Source organism: Mesorhizobium sp. WSM4884 (assembly GCF_029625675.1).
GTDB lineage: Bacteria > Pseudomonadota > Alphaproteobacteria > Rhizobiales > Rhizobiaceae > Mesorhizobium.
Window position 1 is genome coordinate 15,092 of the sequence record NZ_JARTVO010000005.1, and the last position, 18,139, is coordinate 33,230.

Below are 18,139 nucleotides of genomic sequence, written 5' to 3' on the forward strand. Positions count from 1 at the left end.
ATGCCCTTGCGTCCGGGCGGCGTTTCGATCATGCAGCGATCAAAGCCCTCCCCTCCACCGCTCATTTCAGAGGAAAGCCGTCATGGCCGAAGTGAAGTCCGATATCGAGATCGCGCGCGCCGCTAACAAGAAACCGATCCAGGAGATCGGCGCCAAGATCGGCATCCCATACGAGCACCTGCTGCCCTATGGCCACGACAAGGCGAAGGTCTCGGCCGAGTTCATCAAGTCGGTGAAGGGTAACAAGGACGGCAAGCTGATCCTGGTCACCGCCATCAACCCCACTCCCGCCGGCGAAGGCAAGACGACCACCACGGTCGGCCTCGGCGACGGCCTGAACCGGATCGGCAAGAAGGCGGTCGTGTGCATCCGCGAAGCCTCGCTCGGTCCGAACTTCGGCATGAAGGGCGGCGCGGCCGGCGGCGGCCTCGCCCAGGTGGTGCCGATGGACGACATGAACCTCCACTTCACCGGCGATTTCCACGCCATCACCACCGCCCATAACCTGCTTTCGGCGCTGATCGACAACCACATCTATTGGGGCAACGAACTCGGCATCGACATCCGCCGCGTGGCCTGGCGCCGTGTCATGGACATGAACGACCGGGCGCTGCGCGAGATCATCTGTTCCCTGGGCGGCGTCGCCAACGGCTTCCCGCGCGAGGCAGGCTTCGACATCACCGTCGCCTCGGAAGTGATGGCGATCCTGTGCCTGGCCACCGACCTCAAGGACCTCGAGAAGCGTCTGGGTGACATCATCGTCGCCTACCGCCGCGACAAGTCGCCGGTCTATGCCCGCGACCTCAAGGCCGACGGCGCCATGGCCGTGCTTCTGAAGGACGCCATCCAGCCCAACCTGGTGCAGACCCTTGAGAACAACCCGGCCTTCGTGCATGGCGGTCCGTTCGCGAACATCGCACACGGCTGCAACTCGGTCGTCGCCACCACGACGGCGCTCAAGCTTGCCGACTATGTCGTCACCGAAGCGGGCTTCGGCGCCGACCTCGGCGCCGAAAAATTCTTCGACATCAAGTGCCGTAAGGCAGGCCTCAAGCCGGCCGCCGCCGTCATCGTCGCCACCGCGCGCGCCATGAAGATGAATGGCGGCGTCAAGAAGGAAGACCTCGGCAAGGAGAACATCGAGGCGGTCAAGAAGGGCTGCCTCAACCTCGGCCGCCACATCGAGAACGTGAAGCAGTTCGGCGTGCCGGCGGTCGTCGCGATCAACCACTTCACCACCGACACCGAGGCCGAGATCCAGGCGATGAAGGACTTCGTCAAGGCGCAGGGCGCCGAGGCGATCCTGTGCAAGCACTGGGCGCAAGGCTCCGCCGGCATCGAGGATTTGGCGAGGAAGGTGGTCGAGATCGCCGAATCCGGCGCCTCGCAGTTCTCGCCGCTCTATCCCGACGAGATGCCGCTGTTCGAGAAGGTCAACACCATCGTCAAGCGCATCTACCGCGGCGACGAGGCGATCGCCGACAAGTCGATCCGCGACCAGCTGCATGCCTGGGAGCAGGCCGGCTACGGCAACCTGCCGGTCTGCATGGCCAAGACGCAGTACTCTTTCTCGACCGACCCGAACCTGCGCGGCGCGCCGACCGGCCACACCGTGCCGGTGCGCGAGGTGAGGCTTTCGGCCGGCGCCGGCTTCGTCGTCATCATCTGCGGCGAGATCATGACCATGCCGGGCCTGCCCAAGGCGCCGTCCTCGGAAAAGATCTTCCTCAACGAACAGGGTCAGATCGAGGGTCTGTTCTAAACATTCTTCGAGCTGAGAATGACCAAGGGCGCCGCGCTGCCGCGGCGCCCTTTTTTGCTTGCCCGAATTCCTCAAGCCGCCGTCGAGGAACCGAACTTCTTGATGCCTGCGACCGACATGCTCACGAACTGGTCGAGGAGGGTGAAGAAGATATCCAGGCTGAAGCCGAACAGGAAGGCGAAGGTGAACAGGCTGAAGCCTATCGCTGAAGCCTGACCGCCAAGCTTCGTGTCAGGCCCCAAGAACCAGGCCAGCACCATGCCCGCCAGCGCTCCCAGGACGACCCTGTGAACCAGTGCGCCAATGTCGGATTAGGCAGCAGCGGGTTCAGGATCATGCGCATGTGAAACATGATGGCGCCCAGGCTTCCGTAAAGTGCCGGCAGGATCCAGAGAGCATAGGGGCTCAAGACGGCGTTGAGGCCTCCTATCTGCGCGGTCATCATGTAAATTGAACTGGGGGTAAGGGTGATCACGCCGCTGCACTGAAGACTGCGGGTGGCCTCCTCGTACTCGCTGTTCGCGTCGATCTCGGGGCTCGTGCCTGCCGACACGGCGCCGCCAGGCTCCTTGCCCGCGGGATTGCCGGGTTGCGCGCAAGCTGGATTTCCCCCTCCCGGGACCTCGCCCACTGGTCCCGAATATTCCGACTTTGCCGACGCCACCCCCTGATTGCAAAGCTGGTTTGTGATCGCCTGCTGCGGATCGTAGGTCTGACCATTGCCCGCCGCGCCCGCGGTCACCAGCGACTGCAGCTTGCAGTAGGCCGATTGCATCCCCCAGATCGGGAAACGCGCCTCTCGGGTCATGAAGCTCTGGGAATTCGCCCAGAGGGTGACGAACCGCTGGTCGAGCAAATGAAGGCTGTCCTCGGCGTTGTAGTAGACATCCTCAAGAAGATTTATGTCGCTTTGCGACAGGCCGCCCGATGCGGCCGATCGCAATTGCTTCTGCGTCGCCCAGACCTGGCGCACCGCCTGGCCGAAGCGAACGCTGAAATTGTCCTTGTCTATGTCTTGCAGCTCGGCGCTCAAGGAGACGCCCCTGTTGTAGACATATGTCATCTTGCCTGTGATCACCATCAGGATCACCGACAGCGCGACCAGCAAATAGGTTGCTATCGCGGCCCTGCGCGAAGTGTCGCCAGGCGACCACCCGGAGCGAAGTGCCGCCAGCGTGGAAAACGGCACGACACCCGAACAGTCGTTCAAGACCTTCTGAAGATTGACCACCGCCGGCTGGCCGGCCGTCACATCGCCAAGCTTCTCGGCATCGCCAATGGCCGCGAACAGCGAATTGTCCTTGAAGACCCCATAGCGACCATAGCCCGCCACCAGCTTCGCGTCTTTCAGCAGCCCGGTCACAAGAGGATCAACAGGAGCGGTCATCGACGTCGGCTCTCACTCATCGCGTCGCTAGCCCAGAACCCCGGGCACGTAGCCATATTGCGACGGGCACCCGCATGGATATCCGGGCGGTCCGGGTGGCTGCGCCCAGCACCAGAAGAATTGGGTGAAGCAGATGGTCCCTGGCGCGTGTGGGGGAACTTGCGCGAAGGCGGGCCACGGCAACAGCGCGGCGCCGACGGCAAGCGCCAGGACAACCACGGTTCGTGCAATGCGCGCTTCCAATCCAGCCCCCGGCCAACCGCGCTTACCAATGCGGCATCACTCTCTGGAAGTGCCGGCTGGACTTCTGTGAAGTGGGTCACGCGCCTCATGAATTTTCATGCCAAAGCAAGAGGCGCTGCATCGCTGCGGCGCCTCTTGCTGTTCCACGCAGCTCCGGTCTAAAGCATGTCCCCCGAAAGTGGGAACCGGTTTCGGAACAAGGACATGCGTGAAATCAGAAACCTAAAGCGCATGGCGCGAATCTGAAAGATCGCGACGCGCTTTAGGCGGCGTTGCGTGCCAGCGCCCGCTGGTTGGACGCATAGATGGTGTCACGTTCCGGCAGGGCGCCGGTCTTCAGGCAATCGATCCATTCGGCGGTCTTCAGCACGGCGGCGAAGCGCGACTGCAGCACGACGCTCACCACCCGATGGATGTCCTCGGCCGACGCGTAGCCGGCGCTGTTGGCGTAAGGCACCGAACCGCTGGCATCCGAAAGGAACTCGACGGCAAAACCCATATGCACGGCATGTATGATGGTCGACAGATCGCAATTATGCGTCATGTAGCCGACGACCGCGATCGTATCGATGTGGTTGGCGCGCAGCCAGTCCTCGAGATCCGTGCCGGTGAAGGCGGAAGGCAGCGTCTTTTCGACATAATGGTCGCGCGCGCGCCTTGCGATCTCGGGATGCAATTCGCCGCCATGACTGCCCTTGGCAAAGAACGGTGCTGATTCCGGCGCCATCTGCTTGACGACGACGATCTTGATGCCGGCAGCAGTGGCGGCGTCCATGGCGCGCGCCACATTGGCGACGCTGTCGGCGAAGGGCGGATGCTGGATGGCGAGATTGCCGCCGTCATAGTCGTTCTGGACATCTACGACGACGAGCGCGCGGCGCGGCTGGGTGGCTGGTGCCGACATGGCTTTTTCCTTTCGAACGGGTTGATGGGCGCAAAGCTAGGCCGGATATCCACTCGCAGAAAGTGGCCCAATTGACATTATTCGAAAGAATTGGGACACTGTTGCCGCAACCCAATGGTGTCTGCCATGCACAATCCGATCATCGCCGCCGTCGCATTCGACGGCATCAGCCCCTTTCATCTTTCCGTGCCATGCCTGGTTTTCGGCGCGGACCGTACCAAGCTCGGTCTGCCGCGCTTCGACTTCCGTGTCTGCGCGGCCGAACAAGGGCCAATTCATACCGATGCCGGTTTGACCATCTCGGTCCCGCATGATCTTTCGGCGCTCGACGAAGCCGACATCGTCATCATCCCCAGTTGGAAGGATCTCGACGCGCCTCTGGCCGCTCCGCTCAAGGATGCGCTCGAACGGGCACACGAACGTGGCGCGCTGATCGTGGGCCTGTGCCTCGGCACGTTCGCCATTGCCGCCGCTGGACTGCTGGCGGGACGCAAGGCGACCACGCACTGGGCCTATACCGATCAGCTCAAGACCCTTCATCCCGATATCGCCGTCGACGCCGATGTGCTCTATGTCGACGACGGCGACATCGTCACCTCCGCCGGCGTCGCCGCCGGGCTGGACTGCTGCCTGCACATCGTGCGCGCCCGTTATGGCGCCGAGGCAGCGCTTCGGCTTGCCCGCCACGTCGTGCTTTCGCCGCATCGGCAAGGCGGGCAGGCCCAGTTCATCGAACGCCCGCTCGCGCCGACGCCGACCGCCGACCGCTTCGCCAAGGCCTTGGACGAGGTGCGGGCGACGCTCGGCGACGCGCACAGCCTTGACAGCGTCGCCGAAGCAGCGGGCCTCACCCGCCGCACCTTCACGCGCCGCTTCCAGAAGTCGACCGGCACCAGCTTCGGCGACTGGCTGGCCGGCCAGCGCGTGGCGCTGGCGCAGCGGCTGCTGGAACAGACGGACAAGTCGATGGATATGGTGGCTTTCGAGGCCGGCTTCGGCAGCGCCACTTCGCTGCGGCAGCATTTCGCCGCGCGGCTCAGGACCTCGCCGATGCAATATCGGCGCGAGTTCTCTCGAAGCGCTCAGGTATCGGACGCGCTCAGCCTCTTGTAACGACCGGCGCCGGGTTGCCGACCACCGTCACGTTGGCGGGCATCGTGCGTCACCACCGCGCCCGTTCCGACGATGGCGCCTTCGCCGATGCTGATGCCGGCGAGGATCACAGCGCTGCCGCCGATCCAGGCATTACCTAAAGCGCATGGAGCGAACCTGAAAGATCGCGACGCGCTTCAGGGAAAAGCCGTGGCCAAAAGCCCGGCCTATGCTAGCCTGACGTCTCGGGGCCGTGCGAGGTCCCGGATTTGAGGGGGTCGATCATGCTCTACATTCTTGCATTGCTGATTGGCGTGGTTGCCGGCCTGCGCGCCATGACGGCGCCGGCGACAATCGCCTGGGGCGCTTGGCTCGGCTGGCTGCCGGTCGCCGGCACCTGGGCGAGCTTCATGGGCCATTGGATCGCTGTCGGCATCTTCACCATTCTGGCGATCGTCGAGCTCGTCACCGACCAGTTGCCGTCGACGCCGAGCCGCAAGGTGCCGCAGCAGTTCGGCGCCCGCATCGTCATAGGCGCCTTCACCGGCGCTGTGATCGGCGCCGCCGGCGGCGCGACCATCGGAGGCCTCATTGCTGGCGCGATCGGCGCGGTCATCGGCACGCTGGGCGGCGCGGAAGCCCGTTCGAGACTGGCAGCCGCGTTTGGCAAGGACCCACCCGCAGCCTTCATCGAGGACGCGGTCGCGATCCTCGGCGGCCTGCTCATCGTGGCGGCGGTCGCATGAGCGCGAAGGCCTTCGACGCCATCATTATCGGTGCAGGTCAGGCCGGCACCCCGCTCGCCGGTCGCTTGACTGCGGCCGGCATGAGCGTAGCGCTGATCGAGCGCAAACTGGTCGGCGGCACCTGCGTCAACACCGGCTGCATCCCGACCAAGACGATGGTGGCGAGCGCTTACGCCGCCCATCTTGCCCGCCGCGCCGCCGACTATGGCGTGACCCTCTCCGGCCCGGTCGGCGTCGACTACAAGGCAATCAAGGCGCGCAAGGACAAGGTGTCGGGCGCTTCCCGCACTGGGTTGGAGACCTGGATCGCGGGCATGGAGAAATGCACGCTCTACCGCGGTCATGCGCGCTTCGTATCCGCCAACACCGTGCGCGTCGGCGACGATCTGCTGACCGCGCCAAAAATCTTCCTCAACACCGGCGGGCGCGCATCGGTGCCCGATCTTCCCGGCATCGACGACGTCCCCTATCTCACCAATTCCTCGATGATGGATCTCGATGTGCTGCCCAGCCATCTCATCGTCGTCGGCGGCAGCTACATCTCGCTCGAATTCGCGCAGATGTTCCGCCGTTTCGGTTCCGAGGTCACGGTGATCGAAAAAGCGCCGCGGCTGACCGGCCGCGAGGACGAGGATGTCTCGGCCGCCATCCAGTCGATCCTCGAAAACGAGGGCATCGCCGTCCATGTCGGCGCCGACGACATCGCCTTCGCCAGGAAAGGCAACGGCATCGCCGTGACCTTCTCCGCCGGCAAGCCGCCGGCGGTCGGCTCGCATGTGCTGCTGGCCTTGGGCCGCGTCCCCAACACCGACGACCTCGGCCTGGACAAGGCCGGCGTCCAAGTCGACCAGCGCGGCTACGTCGTCGTCGACGACCAGCTGCGCACCAGCGTGCCCGGCATCTGGGCGATGGGCGACTGCAACGGCAAGGGCGCCTTCACCCATACTTCTTACAATGACTACGAGATCGTCGCCGCCAATCTGCTCGACAACGATCCGCGCCGGGTGAGCGACCGCATCGAGGCCTATGCGCTCTATATCGATCCGCCACTCGGCCGCTGCGGCATGACCGAGGCCGCGGTGAAGAAATCCGGCCGCCGGGCGCTCGTCGGCCAGCGGCCGATGACCCGTGTCGGCCGCGCCGTCGAAAAGGGCGAGACGCAGGGCTTCATGAGGATTCTGGCCGATGCCGACACCGGCGAAATCCTCGGCTGCTCGATCCTTGGCCCGGGCGGCGACGAGGCAATCCACTCGGTGCTCGACCTCATGTACGCCAAGGCGCCGATCTCGACGCTGGCGCGCGCCATGCATATCCACCCCAATGTCTCGGAGCTTCTGCCGACCATCGCCCAGGAGCTGAAGCCGCTCACCTGAGGCTGGACAAGCCGCTTCAGGCCGCTCGGGCTGCGCTGGCGCTCAACCGCGCACTGCGCTGCGGACCCGGCCGGCCGAACGGCTGCGCTGCGCCGACGCCCGGCGCTGCTGGACCACTCGACAGCCGAACCGCAAACATGCATGTCTGGCCTCACATCGGAGGCACTTCATGCAAAAGACGATCGAGCGCATCGCCGGCGACAGCGAAGGCGTTGCATACGAATTCCCGGTTTTCCGCTTCGGCGGCACGGACAAGGCAGCACCCTCGGCCTATCTGCAGGCGGCGCTCCATGCCGGCGAATTGCCGGGCGTCGTCGCCATCGACGCTCTGATGCCGATGCTTGCGAAGGCGGAAGCGGAAAGCCGCATCAGGGGCGCCGTCACCGTGCTGCCGTGGGCCAATCCGATCGGCCGCGCCCAGTATCATTTCGGCGAGCATCAGGGCCGCTTCAATCTCGGCACCCGCACCAACTTCAATCGTTCTTTTCCGCTGCTTGCAGCACCCGATGCCAAGCTCTTGCCGGACGTCAGCCTCGGCGGCGCCGACCGCCGGCTGAAGAACCGGCTCGTCGAGCTCTCGCTCGGCAACGACATCGTGCTCGATCTCCACTGCGACGATGAGGGCCTTGCCTATCTTTACGTCCACACCAGCCTGTGGCCGCATATGGCCGGCTGCGCGGCCGCCATGGGCGCCGACGCCGTGGTGCTGTGGAGCGAGGACAGCAGCGGCACCTTCGAGGGCGCCTCGATCATGCCCTACCAGAACGTGCCGCCGAGCGTCGCGCGTTTCGACCGCCGCGTCGTCACCACGGTCGAATATCGCGGCATGCTGGACGTCGACGCCGCCTTGGCCGGGTCGGATGCCGCAGGCCTCTACCGCCTGCTGGTGACGCGCGACGTCATTCACGATCCTTCCGTTCCGAAGGCGAGCAGTTTCAGCCGCGCCGTCGTGCCGTTGGAAAACATCGACATGATGCCCTCGCCCAAAGCCGGCGCCATCCTTTACGACGTCAAGCCCGGCGACCACGTCAAGAAAGGTGACAGGCTGGCGACGATCGTCCATGCGCCTGGCGAAGTCGGCGGCCGCACCGAAGTGTTCGCGCCGCAATCGGGCTTCATCCTGACCAGGCGTTCCCGCCGCATCATCCGCGCCGGCGAGGACCTTTTGAAGCTTGCCGGCGACAAGAAGAGCGCCGACGCGCGCTCCGGCACGTTGGAGGACTGATGCATGTCGCCCAAATGCGCAGCGGTTTTTGGAGAACGACATGTATCAAACAAAGGCCTGCGGCTTTCACCATCCGCATGAAATCCAGTTGCGCAGGCCTTCATTCGCCGCTATGGGAGTCGCCATGAACATGCGTTCGAACAAGACCGTCTGGTGGTGGGCTCGCTGACAGCGGCCAGTTTGAACGCGTGTGCGTAAAGAAGATGGTGGCCGCAACGGAATGTCCGGGCGGCCATTTGTTTTTTCAAGCCATTCCCGGGTCCGTTGCCCAAAACGCTGATGGAGACGGCAATGACGATTAAAGTTCTGGACAACGGAGCGGAGCGCTTCGTCACCGCGGGCGGGGTGACGATCACCCGCGAGCGCCATGACAGGCCTTACGAAGGCGCGATCGACGCCTATGTCGAAGGCTTGAATTCCCGCCGCGGCGCGGTGTTTTCCTCGAACTACGAATATCCGGGCCGCTACACGCGCTGGGACACGGCCATCATCGACCCGCCGCTGGTGATCTCGGCGCGCGGCCGCGCCATGCGCATCGAGGCGTTGAACGCCCGTGGCGAGGTACTATTGCCGGTGATCGGCAAGGCGCTTGGCCAGCTCAGCGAAGTGACGATCGCCGAGACCTCGAAAAAGCTCATCCGTCTCGATGTCGCCAAGCCCGGCCGTGTCTTCACCGAGGAGGAGCGCAGCCGCGTTCCGTCCGTCTTCACCGTGCTGCGCGCCATCACAGCGCTCTTCAAGACCGCCGAAGACGCCAATCTCGGCCTTTATGGCGCCTTCGGCTACGACCTTGCCTTCCAGTTCGATCCGGTCGACTACAAGCTCGAGCGCAGAGAGAGCCAGCGCGACCTCGTGCTGTTCCTGCCCGACGAGATCCTGGTCGTCGACCACTATTCGACCAAGGCCTGGACCGACCGCTACGACTATTCCGGCGAGGGTTTTTCGACCGAGGGCTTGGCCCGCGAAGGCGCCGCCGAGCCGTTCAGGACCGCCGACCGCATCCCGCCGCGTGGTGACCACGAGCCGGGCGAATATGCCAACTTGGTGCGCCTGGCCATGGAGAGCTTCAAGCGTGGCGACCTGTTCGAGGTCGTGCCCGGACAAATGTTCTACGAACGCTGCGAGACCCAGCCCGCCGACATCTCCCGCAAGCTGAAATCGATCAACCCCTCCCCCTATTCCTTCTTTATCAATCTCGGCGAAAACGAATATCTGATCGGCGCCTCGCCGGAGATGTTCGTGCGCGTCAATGGCCGCCGCGTCGAGACCTGTCCGATTTCCGGCACCATCAAGCGCGGCGACGACGCTATTTCCGACTCCGAGCAGATCCTGAAGCTGCTCAATTCGAAAAAGGACGAGTCCGAGCTCACCATGTGCTCAGACGTCGACCGCAACGACAAGTCGCGCGTCTGCGAGCCTGGCTCGGTGCGCGTCATCGGCCGCCGCCAGATCGAGATGTATTCGCGCCTGATCCACACCGTCGACCACATCGAGGGAAGGCTGCGCGAAGGCATGGACGCCTTCGACGCTTTCCTGTCGCACGCGTGGGCGGTCACCGTCACCGGCGCGCCGAAACTGTGGGCCATGCGCTTCATCGAGCAGAACGAGAAGAGCCCACGCGCCTGGTATGGCGGCGCGATCGGCATGGTCAACTTCAACGGCGACATGAACACCGGGCTGACGCTGCGCACCATACGCATCAAGGACGGCATCGCCGAAGTGCGCGCCGGCGCCACATTGCTTTTCGACAGCGTTCCCGAGGAAGAAGAAGCCGAAACCGAATTGAAGGCATCCGCCATGCTCTCCGCCATCCGCGACGCCAGGACCGGCAACGCCACCGGCGCCGAACGCACCACCGCGCGCGTCGGCGACGGCGTGAACATTCTGCTCGTCGATCATGAGGACTCTTTCGTCCACACGCTGGCCAACTACTTCCGCCAGACCGGTGCCAATGTCTCGACCGTGCGCACGCCAGTGCCGGAAGAGGTCTTCGAGCGGCTGAAGCCGGATCTCGTCGTGCTGTCGCCCGGCCCCGGCACGCCGAGGGATTTCGACTGCGCGGCCACCATCAAAAGGGCGAGGAGCCGCGACCTGCCGATCTTCGGCGTCTGCCTCGGTCTGCAGGCGCTGGCGGAGGCCTATGGCGGCGAGCTGAGACAGCTGCATATCCCGATGCATGGCAAGCCGTCGCGCATCCGCGTCTCCAAGCCTGGCATCATCTTCTCGGGGCTGCCCAAGGAGGTGACGGTCGGCCGCTACCATTCGATCTTCGCCGATCCGGTGCGCCTGCCCGACGGTTTCGTGGTCACGGCCGAAACCGAGGACGGCATCATCATGGCGTTCGAGCACCGCAAGGAGCCGATCGCCGCCGTGCAGTTCCATCCGGAATCGATCATGACGCTCGGCCACAATGCCGGCATGCGCATCATCGAGAACATTGTTGCGCATCTGCCGCGCAAGGCCAAGGAAAAGGCTGCCTAGCAACGATGGCCGCAACGGAAGACACGACGGCGGCCGCGGTGAAAGCCGCGACCAGACAGAAGGTCGCAAGGCTGGCCTTCTGGTCGATCGTCGTCGCCGGCTTCGTGCTCGCTCTCAAGGTAGCCGCCTGGTACATAACAGGCTCCGTCGCGCTCTATTCGGACGCGGCGGAATCCATCGTCAACGTCATCGCCTCGGCCGCCGCTTTTTGGGCGATCCAAGTCAGCTACAAGCCCGCCGATCAGGACCATCCCTTCGGCCACCACAAGGCCGAATACTTCTCGGCCGTGCTCGAAGGGGTGCTGATTGTCGTCGCTGCCCTCCTGATTCTCAACGAAGTCTGGCGATCCTGGCAGCATCCCGCCCCGCTGGAACAGCCCTGGACGGGTCTTGCCGTCAACGGCGTCGCGACCATCATCAACGCGATCTGGGCATGGATCCTGATCAGCTCAGGCCGGAACGCGAAGTCGCCGGCTCTGGTCGCCGACGGCCAGCACATCATGACCGACGTGGTGACGTCCCTCGGTGTGTTCGGTGGCCTTGTCGGCGCCGTCCTCACCGGCTGGCAGATCCTCGATCCGGCGCTTGCCGTCATCGTCGCGCTCAACATCCTCTGGCAGGGCTGGCATGTCATCGGCTCGTCGATGAATGGACTGATGGACCGCGCCGTCGACACCCAAGAGCACATGCAGATCCGCGACATCATCTCGGCCAATTCGAAGGGCGCGATGGAGGTGCACGACCTGAAGACGCGCATAGCCGGCCGCGCCACCTTCATCGAGTTCCATCTGGTCGTCGATGCCGACATGACAGTCGGCGCCAGCCATGTCATCTGCGACCGGATCGAGGATGCGCTGAAGGCCGAGATCCCCTCCGTGCGCGTCACCATCCATGTCGAGCCGGACGACGAGGCGAAGCTGCCGAAAGGCACCACCGCGGTACCGTTCGCCTGAACTCACCAGCTCTCGATCGCCAGATCCTTGATCCGTTCGAACTCGCGAACGCGCCAACATGAACAGGGACGATCCGTCCCGAAATATCTCACGGGGTGCAGGCCGACTGCGGCATCGGATTGAGCCTGTAGAACTTATCGTCGGACTTGGTCTTGCCACCCGCCGCCTTCGAGCAGAGATCGACGATGGCAAGCGCATTGTTGGGGTTGGCCAGCATCATCGTGCCGCCGGCGCCGCGCTTAAGAAAAATTTCCTTCTGCGAGATGTCGCAGGCAAAGTCGCTCATCTTCGAGCTTGCCGAGCACCGCCACTGGTCGGCCTCGCCCTGGCAGGAATAGGTCTGCGTGACCTTGGCGCTCTTCTGCCTGGTCGTCACCGAGATGGCGATGTCGGCGCCGTCGGGCCAGTTGGCGGTGTCGCCGCCGGTGGCGAAGGAAGCGAGCTCGATTGGACCGCGAAAGACGCGGATCGACTGCGTCATCTGGTCGGGATGCGATTTCAGATGCGCGTCATCATAGTCGCGGCCGTAGCAGAAGGCCTGGTCGGGCTTCAATCGCTCACGCAGCGGGGCCCCGAGCGCCGGATCGATCGGATCGATGCGCGCGAACTCCGCCTTGCAGGTGTCAGCCGGCATCGGATCCAGACGGAAATTGTCGTCCTCGCTGCCCAGCGCCTGCTTGTTGTACTCCGCCTCGCCGAGATCTTCCTCCGCGCCAGCGTCGAGATACACGTCAGGCTGCAGGTTGGAGAGGATCAGCCGGCCCTTGTCGTCGACCTTGAGAGAGGCCAGCGTGCGGTCGCATTCCATGCCGCAGCGGATGCCGCTTGAACCATCGCCGGGGTCCTCCTTGTTGCACCAGCCGGCCGCCCAGTCGGGCTCATTGGCACCGCGCACGGTGGTGGTGAGAAAGCCGTTATAGGCGGCGCCCGACATGGTGCTCGGCTCCTCGTTCGGCCGGCTAACTGGGTCATGGCCGTAATAGAAAAAGATGCGTGCCACCTTCTGGTGCGGATGCGCCTTGAGATGGGCTGCATCATAGACGCGCCCGAAGCAGGCATCGGCGCCATTTGGGCTCAATTCGGTGAGTTTGAGAGCATCGTCGGCAGTCGCCGCGCCGACAAAAAGCAACGCGGCCCCCAGCGTCGCGCCCCCCACCATCCACGACGTCATGTGATCCCTCCTAGCACCGACAGGACGCGACCGAGATTTATGCTAGTCTAGAGCAATTCCAGGGAAAAGTGTGTAACGGTTTTCCGTCCGGAATTGCGTCGAAACAAGGGGATAGAGCGGTTCGCCGTTTCCCTGAAACGGTGGAACGCTCCAGGTTCGCAGCCTCAGCCACATGAATCGTGTGCAAGCGGGCGGCAGAGGAGGATACGGGATGCTGCGGCGTGACATTTTCCGTGCCGGTCTTGCCGGAGCGGCCGGCCTTTTCGGTCTGCGCCAAGCGACTGCCGCCACGGGCGGGGAACGGCTGAAGGTCGCCTATCACCTCAGTGACGCCGACAAGGTCAATTTCGTCCTCGGCAATATCAAGAACCACTATGAGGGCACCGGCGGCAATGTCGAGATCGTGCTGGTCGTGCATGGTCCGGCCCTTGCGGCCTTCAAGGCGAAGAGCGCGTCCGGCGCGACCTCGAGCCGGTTTGCCGGCCTCGTCCAGCAGGGGCTCGTGCCGCAGGCCTGTGGCAACACCATGCACGGTATGGACATCACGCTGGCCGATCTGCTCGAAGGCTTCCAGGTCGCCGACAAGGGCGGCGTCATCAAGCTCTCGGAGCTGCAGCGCCAGGGCTATGTCTATCTCCGGCCCTGATCTCGCGTGAACTTGGACGCCTGGCCGGCGAACGTCTACCAATTGCCCGCGCAAATCCCGGAGGTATCGACATGCCAGCCAACCCGACCGCACTTGTCATTCCCGACCTTGCCGGCAAGGCAGTGCTGGTCACCGGCGCCTCGACCGGGATCGGCGCCGCGCTCGCCCTCGCTTACGCCGCGCAGCGATGCCGGGTCGCGTTGCATTACAATTCGAGTCGGGAAGCAGCAGAAACGCTGGCCAAGACCATCCGCGAGGGCGGCGGCGAGGTGTTTTTGACCCAGGGCGATTTTTCGGTTCCCGCCGACGTCGAGCGCGTGGTCGAGCAGAGCGCGCAACATTTCGGCCGGCTCGACGGGCTCGTCAACAATGCCGGCGGCATGCTCGGCCGCGTTGCCTATGCCGACCAGACAGAAGCCCACTATGACGCGGTGATGGATCTCAACGCGCGATCGGTGCTGACCGCCTCGCGCAAGGCGATCCCGTGGCTGAAGCGCCAGGGTGGCTTCATCGTCAACACCTCCTCGATCGCCGCGCGCAACGGCGCCGGCGGCGGCGCCGGCCTCTACGGCTCGTCCAAGGCCTTCGTCTCCAATGTGACGCGCGGCATGGCCAAGGAGCTGATCGGTTTCGGCATCCGCGTCAACGCCGTGGCGCCTGGCACAATCCTGACGCCGTTCCATGAACGCTATTCGAGTGCCGAGCAGATGAGGGCCATGGTTGCCACCATACCTCAGGGCCGTGCCGGAACGGCGCAGGATTGCGTCGGAGCCTATCTGTTCCTGTCCTCCGACCTCTTGAGCGGCTACATCATCGGCCAGGTGATCGAGGTCAATGGCGGCCAGTTGATGCCGTGAGCCGTCGCCTGCATACTCAGGCGACGTACAACCCGCAGGAGAGGTAGGGCATGTTCGGACTGATCGGCAAGATGCGGGCAGCACGCGGCCAGCGTGATGTGGTCATGGACGTGCTTCGCGAGACGACCAGCGCCCTGCCAGGCTGCCTGAGCTACATCATCGCCACCGACCCGGCCGATGCCGATGCGATCTGGGTCACCGAAGTGTGGACCGACCAGGCGAGCCATAAGGCTTCGCTGCAACTGCCCGAAGTCCAGGCGGCGATCGCCAAGGCGCGTCCCTTCATTGCCGGCTTCGAATTCCAGGTCGAGACCCATCCGGTCGGCGGCTTCGGCCTTCCTGTACCGGAAAAGTCCAGTTGACGGCCCGGACTAGGAATTTCTTCGACAAGCGGGTTCGCATTTGTCCGCGCCCGGTCTAAGAGCCGGACATGGACTCTTCACCAGAGCAACCACCCGTTGAGCGCATGGCGCGATTGCGCCAGCCACAGCAGTGGCTGGTGCTGGCGGTGTTCTCGCTACTCTTTGCCGGTGCATTGGAGCTGGCCGCCCTGCCGGCAGCGCTGCTGATCGGCCCGATGATGGCCGCGATCCTGGCCGGCACCAACGGTGCCACGGTGCGTGTGCCCCGGCTGCTGTTCGGTTCCGCCCAGGCAGTGGTCGGTTGCCTGGTGGCGAATTCGATCTCGGCCGACATCTTTCCGGTCTTCTACGTCGAATGGCCGCTCTTCCTCGTTGCGGTGATCGCCACCGTCGCGGCCTCGAGTCTGCTTGGCTGGCTGATCAGCCGCTGGCGCATTCTGCCCGGGACCACCGCCGTCTGGGGCTCCTCGCCGGGCGCGGCCACCGCCATGGTGCTGATGGCCGGCGCCTTCGGCGCCGACCAGCGCCTCGTCGCCTTCATGCAATATCTGCGCGTCATCTTCGTCTCGATGACGGCGGCGCTGGTCGCCAAGATGTGGGTCGACACATCGGGTGTCGAAGTGCCGCCTGTCGTGTGGTTCCCGCCGATCGATCCCGTCGCCTTCGCCGCCACCATCGGCATCGCGATCGTCGGCGGCCTGTTCGGAAGGCAGCTGAGACTGCCCTCGCCTTTCTTCCTCGGCACCTTCATCTTCGGCGCCGTCGTCAATCTGGGCTTCGGCGTGCCGATGCAGCTGCCGCCCTGGCTGCTCGCAATCAGCTACGCCATGGTCGGCTGGTCGATCGGACTGAACTTCACCCGGCCGATCCTGCGCCATGCGGCGCGCGCCCTGCCGCAGATCATCGCCTCGATCGTAGCGCTGATCGCATTCTGCGGCGGACTGGCATTCGTCATCAGCCGCGTGCTCGGCATCGACCCGCTGACCGCCTATCTCGCGACCAGCCCCGGCGGCATGGACAGCGTCGCCATCATCGCCGCCGCAGCGCAGAACGTCGACATCTCCTTCGTCATGGCGCTGCAGTCGGCTCGTTTCCTCGTCGTGCTGCTCATTGGTCCAAGCGTCGCCAAGCTGGTGGCGCGAAACGTGAAGGACTGATCCGCAGTATCAATGCAAGGGGAGGAAGAAGCCAATGAACCGCCGTTTGAACGTCGTCGATCTCTCCGGTCGTGCCGCCGTCGTGACGGGCGGCGCACAAGGCATCGGCCTTGCGGTTGCCCGACGCCTGCTGTCGTCGGGCGCAAGCGTCGCCATCTGGGACATCGACCTGCCGGCGATGAAGAGTGCCGTCGCCGAGCTTGCACCGCTTGGCCGCGTCGAAACCTTCATTTGCGACCAGTCGCAGATCGAGGCCGTCGACCGCGCCGCCACCGAAACCGCGCGCGCGCTTGGATCCGTCGATCTCCTCGTCAACAATGCCGGCATCGCCGGACCAGCGGCGACCGTGGTGGATTATGACCCCGCTGCCTGGCGCCAGATCGTCGATATCGACCTCAACGGCGTCTTCTACTGCTGCCGGCGCCTCGTGCCCGGCATGATCGACCGAAACTACGGCCGGATCGTCAACGTCGCGTCCGTCGCCGGCAAGGAAGGCAATCCCAACGCCGCCGCCTATTCTGCCGCCAAGGCCGGCGTTCTGGCGCTGACCAAGTCGCTCGGCAAGGAACTCGCCGGATATGACATCGCCGTCAACGCGCTGACGCCCTCGCCCGCCCGCACCCGTATCCTCGAACAGCTCACCGAAGCCCAGGTGACCTACATGCTGGGCAAGGTGCCGCGCGGCCGGTTCGTCGAAGTTGAGGAGGCGGCGGCCATGGTCGCCTTCATGCTGTCGGACGAGAATTCCTTCACCACCGGCGCCACGTTCGACCTTTCCGGCGGACGCGCGACCTACTGACCATCGTCGCAGCTTTCGCCCGGCGCAACCTATCGTCCGGCCGCAAGCCGCTCGGGGAGGAAATCGACGAAGACACGAACCTTCGGCGAGAGGTGGCGATTGGATGGCCATAGCATGCGGAACTGACCGCGACCGTCGACATGGTCGTCGAGCACGGTGCGCAGCTTTCCCTCATGCAGCGCCTCCCGCACTAGGAAATCGGGCATGCAGGCGATGCCCAGACCAGCGATCGTGGCGCCCTTCAATGCCTCCATGTTGTTGCAGGTCAGCATCGAGCGTATCTGCGGTACCGCGCTTCCGGTAATGAACGGCCAGTCGAGCAGCCTGCCGCTGTTGAGAAAACGGAAATGTATGCCGAAATGCAACGCGAGATCCGCTGGCGTGCCGGGTGTGCCATGGCGGTCGAGGTAGGAAGCGGCCGCGCATAAGATCATGCGAAAGGGCGCAACCGGCTTCGACACCAATCGTGAATCGGGCAGCTCGCCGCTTCGAATCGCGACATCGATACCCTCGTCGATGATGTCGACGATGCGGTCGTTGAAATCGATATCGAGCTCGATCTCCGGATATCGCGCCATGAATTCCGAAAGCACCGGCAAAAGCAGATGATAGGTGACGATCGGTGTCGAAACGCGCAGCCGCCCATGCGGCGTCTCGCGCGTCCGCGACAGCATCGCCTCGGCGTCGTCGATGTCGTCGAGGATGCGGCGCACGCGTTCGTTGAACAGCTTGCCCTCCTCGGTCAAACCTATGCGTCGCGTGCTGCGCTGGAGGAGACGCACCCCAAGCTCCTGCTCGAGCCGGGCGACGCTCTTGCCGACTGCGGATGCCGAGATTCCCAGCGCCCGGCCGGCGCACGCAAAGCTGCCGAGCTCTGCGGTGCGGGCGAAAGCCAAAAGGCCGTTGAGACGATCCATCGCATGAACCAATTCGAGCGTTTCATTCCGGTATGACCGGAGATTTAATACTATTCTGCCGCAA

General features: G+C 64.2%; 17 protein-coding genes and 1 pseudogene. 12 read left to right on the forward strand and 6 right to left on the reverse strand.

Annotation, left to right across the window (positions count from 1 at the left end; genetic code table 11):
- The first annotated feature begins 82 nt into the window (after positions 1-82).
- Positions 83-1,762, forward strand: a complete 1,680-nt coding sequence (locus P9236_RS09480) for a formate--tetrahydrofolate ligase (protein ID WP_278074359.1) — start codon at positions 83-85, stop codon at positions 1,760-1,762.
- Between the two features lie 71 nt (positions 1,763-1,833).
- Here P9236_RS09480 and P9236_RS09485 read toward each other — a convergent pair whose 3' ends face one another.
- From P9236_RS09485 to P9236_RS09495, 3 genes are all read right to left on the reverse strand, one after another.
- On the reverse strand, positions 1,834-2,022 hold the full coding sequence (locus tag P9236_RS09485; RefSeq protein ID WP_278074360.1) for a hypothetical protein: 189 nt from the start codon (positions 2,020-2,022) through the stop codon (positions 1,834-1,836).
- Complete coding sequence (locus P9236_RS09490; RefSeq protein ID WP_278074361.1) at positions 1,962-3,149, reverse strand: hypothetical protein; 1,188 nt, start codon at positions 3,147-3,149, stop codon at positions 1,962-1,964. The genes P9236_RS09485 and P9236_RS09490 overlap by 61 nt, the downstream gene beginning before the upstream one ends.
- Before the next feature lie 505 nt (positions 3,150-3,654).
- A complete protein-coding gene (locus P9236_RS09495; RefSeq protein WP_278074362.1) occupies positions 3,655-4,296 on the reverse strand; it encodes a cysteine hydrolase family protein in 642 nt (213 codons plus the stop codon).
- A gap of 126 nt (positions 4,297-4,422) precedes the next feature.
- Between P9236_RS09495 and P9236_RS09500 the strand changes: the two genes are divergently transcribed.
- A complete protein-coding gene (locus P9236_RS09500; protein WP_278074363.1) occupies positions 4,423-5,409 on the forward strand; it encodes a helix-turn-helix domain-containing protein in 987 nt (328 codons plus the stop codon).
- On the opposite strand, the pseudogene P9236_RS09505 reads toward P9236_RS09500, so the two are convergent.
- Positions 5,396-5,549, reverse strand: a pseudogene (locus P9236_RS09505) (sugar O-acetyltransferase); the annotation flags it as partial. The gene P9236_RS09500 and the pseudogene P9236_RS09505 overlap by 14 nt on opposite strands.
- A gap of 123 nt (positions 5,550-5,672) precedes the next feature.
- Between P9236_RS09505 and P9236_RS09510 the strand changes: the two are divergent.
- The 5 genes from P9236_RS09510 to P9236_RS09530 all read left to right on the forward strand — a co-directional run bounded on the left by P9236_RS09510 (position 5,673) and on the right by P9236_RS09530 (position 12,166).
- The gene (locus tag P9236_RS09510; RefSeq protein WP_278074364.1) at positions 5,673-6,134 is read left to right on the forward strand and encodes a DUF4126 domain-containing protein; all 462 of its coding nucleotides are present in this window, start codon (positions 5,673-5,675) and stop codon (positions 6,132-6,134) included.
- Positions 6,131-7,507 (forward strand): FAD-containing oxidoreductase, encoded by a 1,377-nt coding sequence (locus P9236_RS09515; RefSeq protein WP_278074365.1) that lies wholly within the window; start codon positions 6,131-6,133, stop codon positions 7,505-7,507. Before P9236_RS09510 ends, P9236_RS09515 begins: the two co-directional genes overlap by 4 nt.
- Positions 7,508-7,676: 169 nt before the next feature.
- Complete coding sequence (locus P9236_RS09520; RefSeq protein ID WP_278074366.1) at positions 7,677-8,732, forward strand: succinylglutamate desuccinylase/aspartoacylase family protein; 1,056 nt, start codon at positions 7,677-7,679, stop codon at positions 8,730-8,732.
- A 291-nt stretch (positions 8,733-9,023) separates the two neighbouring features.
- The gene (locus P9236_RS09525) at positions 9,024-11,213 is read left to right on the forward strand and encodes an anthranilate synthase (RefSeq protein ID WP_278074367.1); all 2,190 of its coding nucleotides are present in this window, start codon (positions 9,024-9,026) and stop codon (positions 11,211-11,213) included.
- Between the two features lie 5 nt (positions 11,214-11,218).
- Positions 11,219-12,166, forward strand: a complete 948-nt coding sequence (locus P9236_RS09530) for a cation diffusion facilitator family transporter (protein WP_278074368.1) — start codon at positions 11,219-11,221, stop codon at positions 12,164-12,166.
- Positions 12,167-12,254: 88 nt separating this feature from the next.
- Here P9236_RS09530 and P9236_RS09535 read toward each other — a convergent pair whose 3' ends face one another.
- Positions 12,255-13,325 carry a hypothetical protein gene (locus P9236_RS09535; RefSeq protein ID WP_347405180.1) on the reverse strand — a complete coding sequence of 357 codons (1,071 nt, stop codon included), beginning with the start codon at positions 13,323-13,325 and terminating at the stop codon, positions 12,255-12,257.
- 223 nt (positions 13,326-13,548) lie between these two features.
- Here P9236_RS09535 and P9236_RS09540 point away from each other — a divergent pair, with 223 nt between their 5' ends.
- The 5 genes from P9236_RS09540 to P9236_RS09560 all read left to right on the forward strand — a co-directional run bounded on the left by P9236_RS09540 (position 13,549) and on the right by P9236_RS09560 (position 17,158).
- Positions 13,549-13,983 (forward strand): DsrE family protein, encoded by a 435-nt coding sequence (locus P9236_RS09540; RefSeq protein ID WP_278074370.1) that lies wholly within the window; start codon positions 13,549-13,551, stop codon positions 13,981-13,983.
- A 71-nt stretch (positions 13,984-14,054) separates the two neighbouring features.
- Complete coding sequence (locus P9236_RS09545; RefSeq protein WP_278074371.1) at positions 14,055-14,840, forward strand: SDR family oxidoreductase; 786 nt, start codon at positions 14,055-14,057, stop codon at positions 14,838-14,840.
- Between the two features lie 50 nt (positions 14,841-14,890).
- Complete coding sequence (locus tag P9236_RS09550; protein WP_278074372.1) at positions 14,891-15,202, forward strand: putative quinol monooxygenase; 312 nt, start codon at positions 14,891-14,893, stop codon at positions 15,200-15,202.
- A 68-nt stretch (positions 15,203-15,270) separates the two neighbouring features.
- On the forward strand, positions 15,271-16,359 hold the full coding sequence (locus P9236_RS09555) for an AbrB family transcriptional regulator (protein ID WP_278074373.1): 1,089 nt from the start codon (positions 15,271-15,273) through the stop codon (positions 16,357-16,359).
- A gap of 46 nt (positions 16,360-16,405) precedes the next feature.
- Positions 16,406-17,158, forward strand: a complete 753-nt coding sequence (locus P9236_RS09560; RefSeq protein ID WP_278074666.1) for an SDR family NAD(P)-dependent oxidoreductase — start codon at positions 16,406-16,408, stop codon at positions 17,156-17,158.
- A gap of 29 nt (positions 17,159-17,187) precedes the next feature.
- Here the strand turns inward: P9236_RS09560 and P9236_RS09565 are convergent, their stop codons facing one another.
- The gene (locus P9236_RS09565; RefSeq protein ID WP_278074374.1) at positions 17,188-18,075 is read right to left on the reverse strand and encodes a LysR family transcriptional regulator; all 888 of its coding nucleotides are present in this window, start codon (positions 18,073-18,075) and stop codon (positions 17,188-17,190) included.
- Positions 18,076-18,139: the final 64 nt, after the last annotated feature.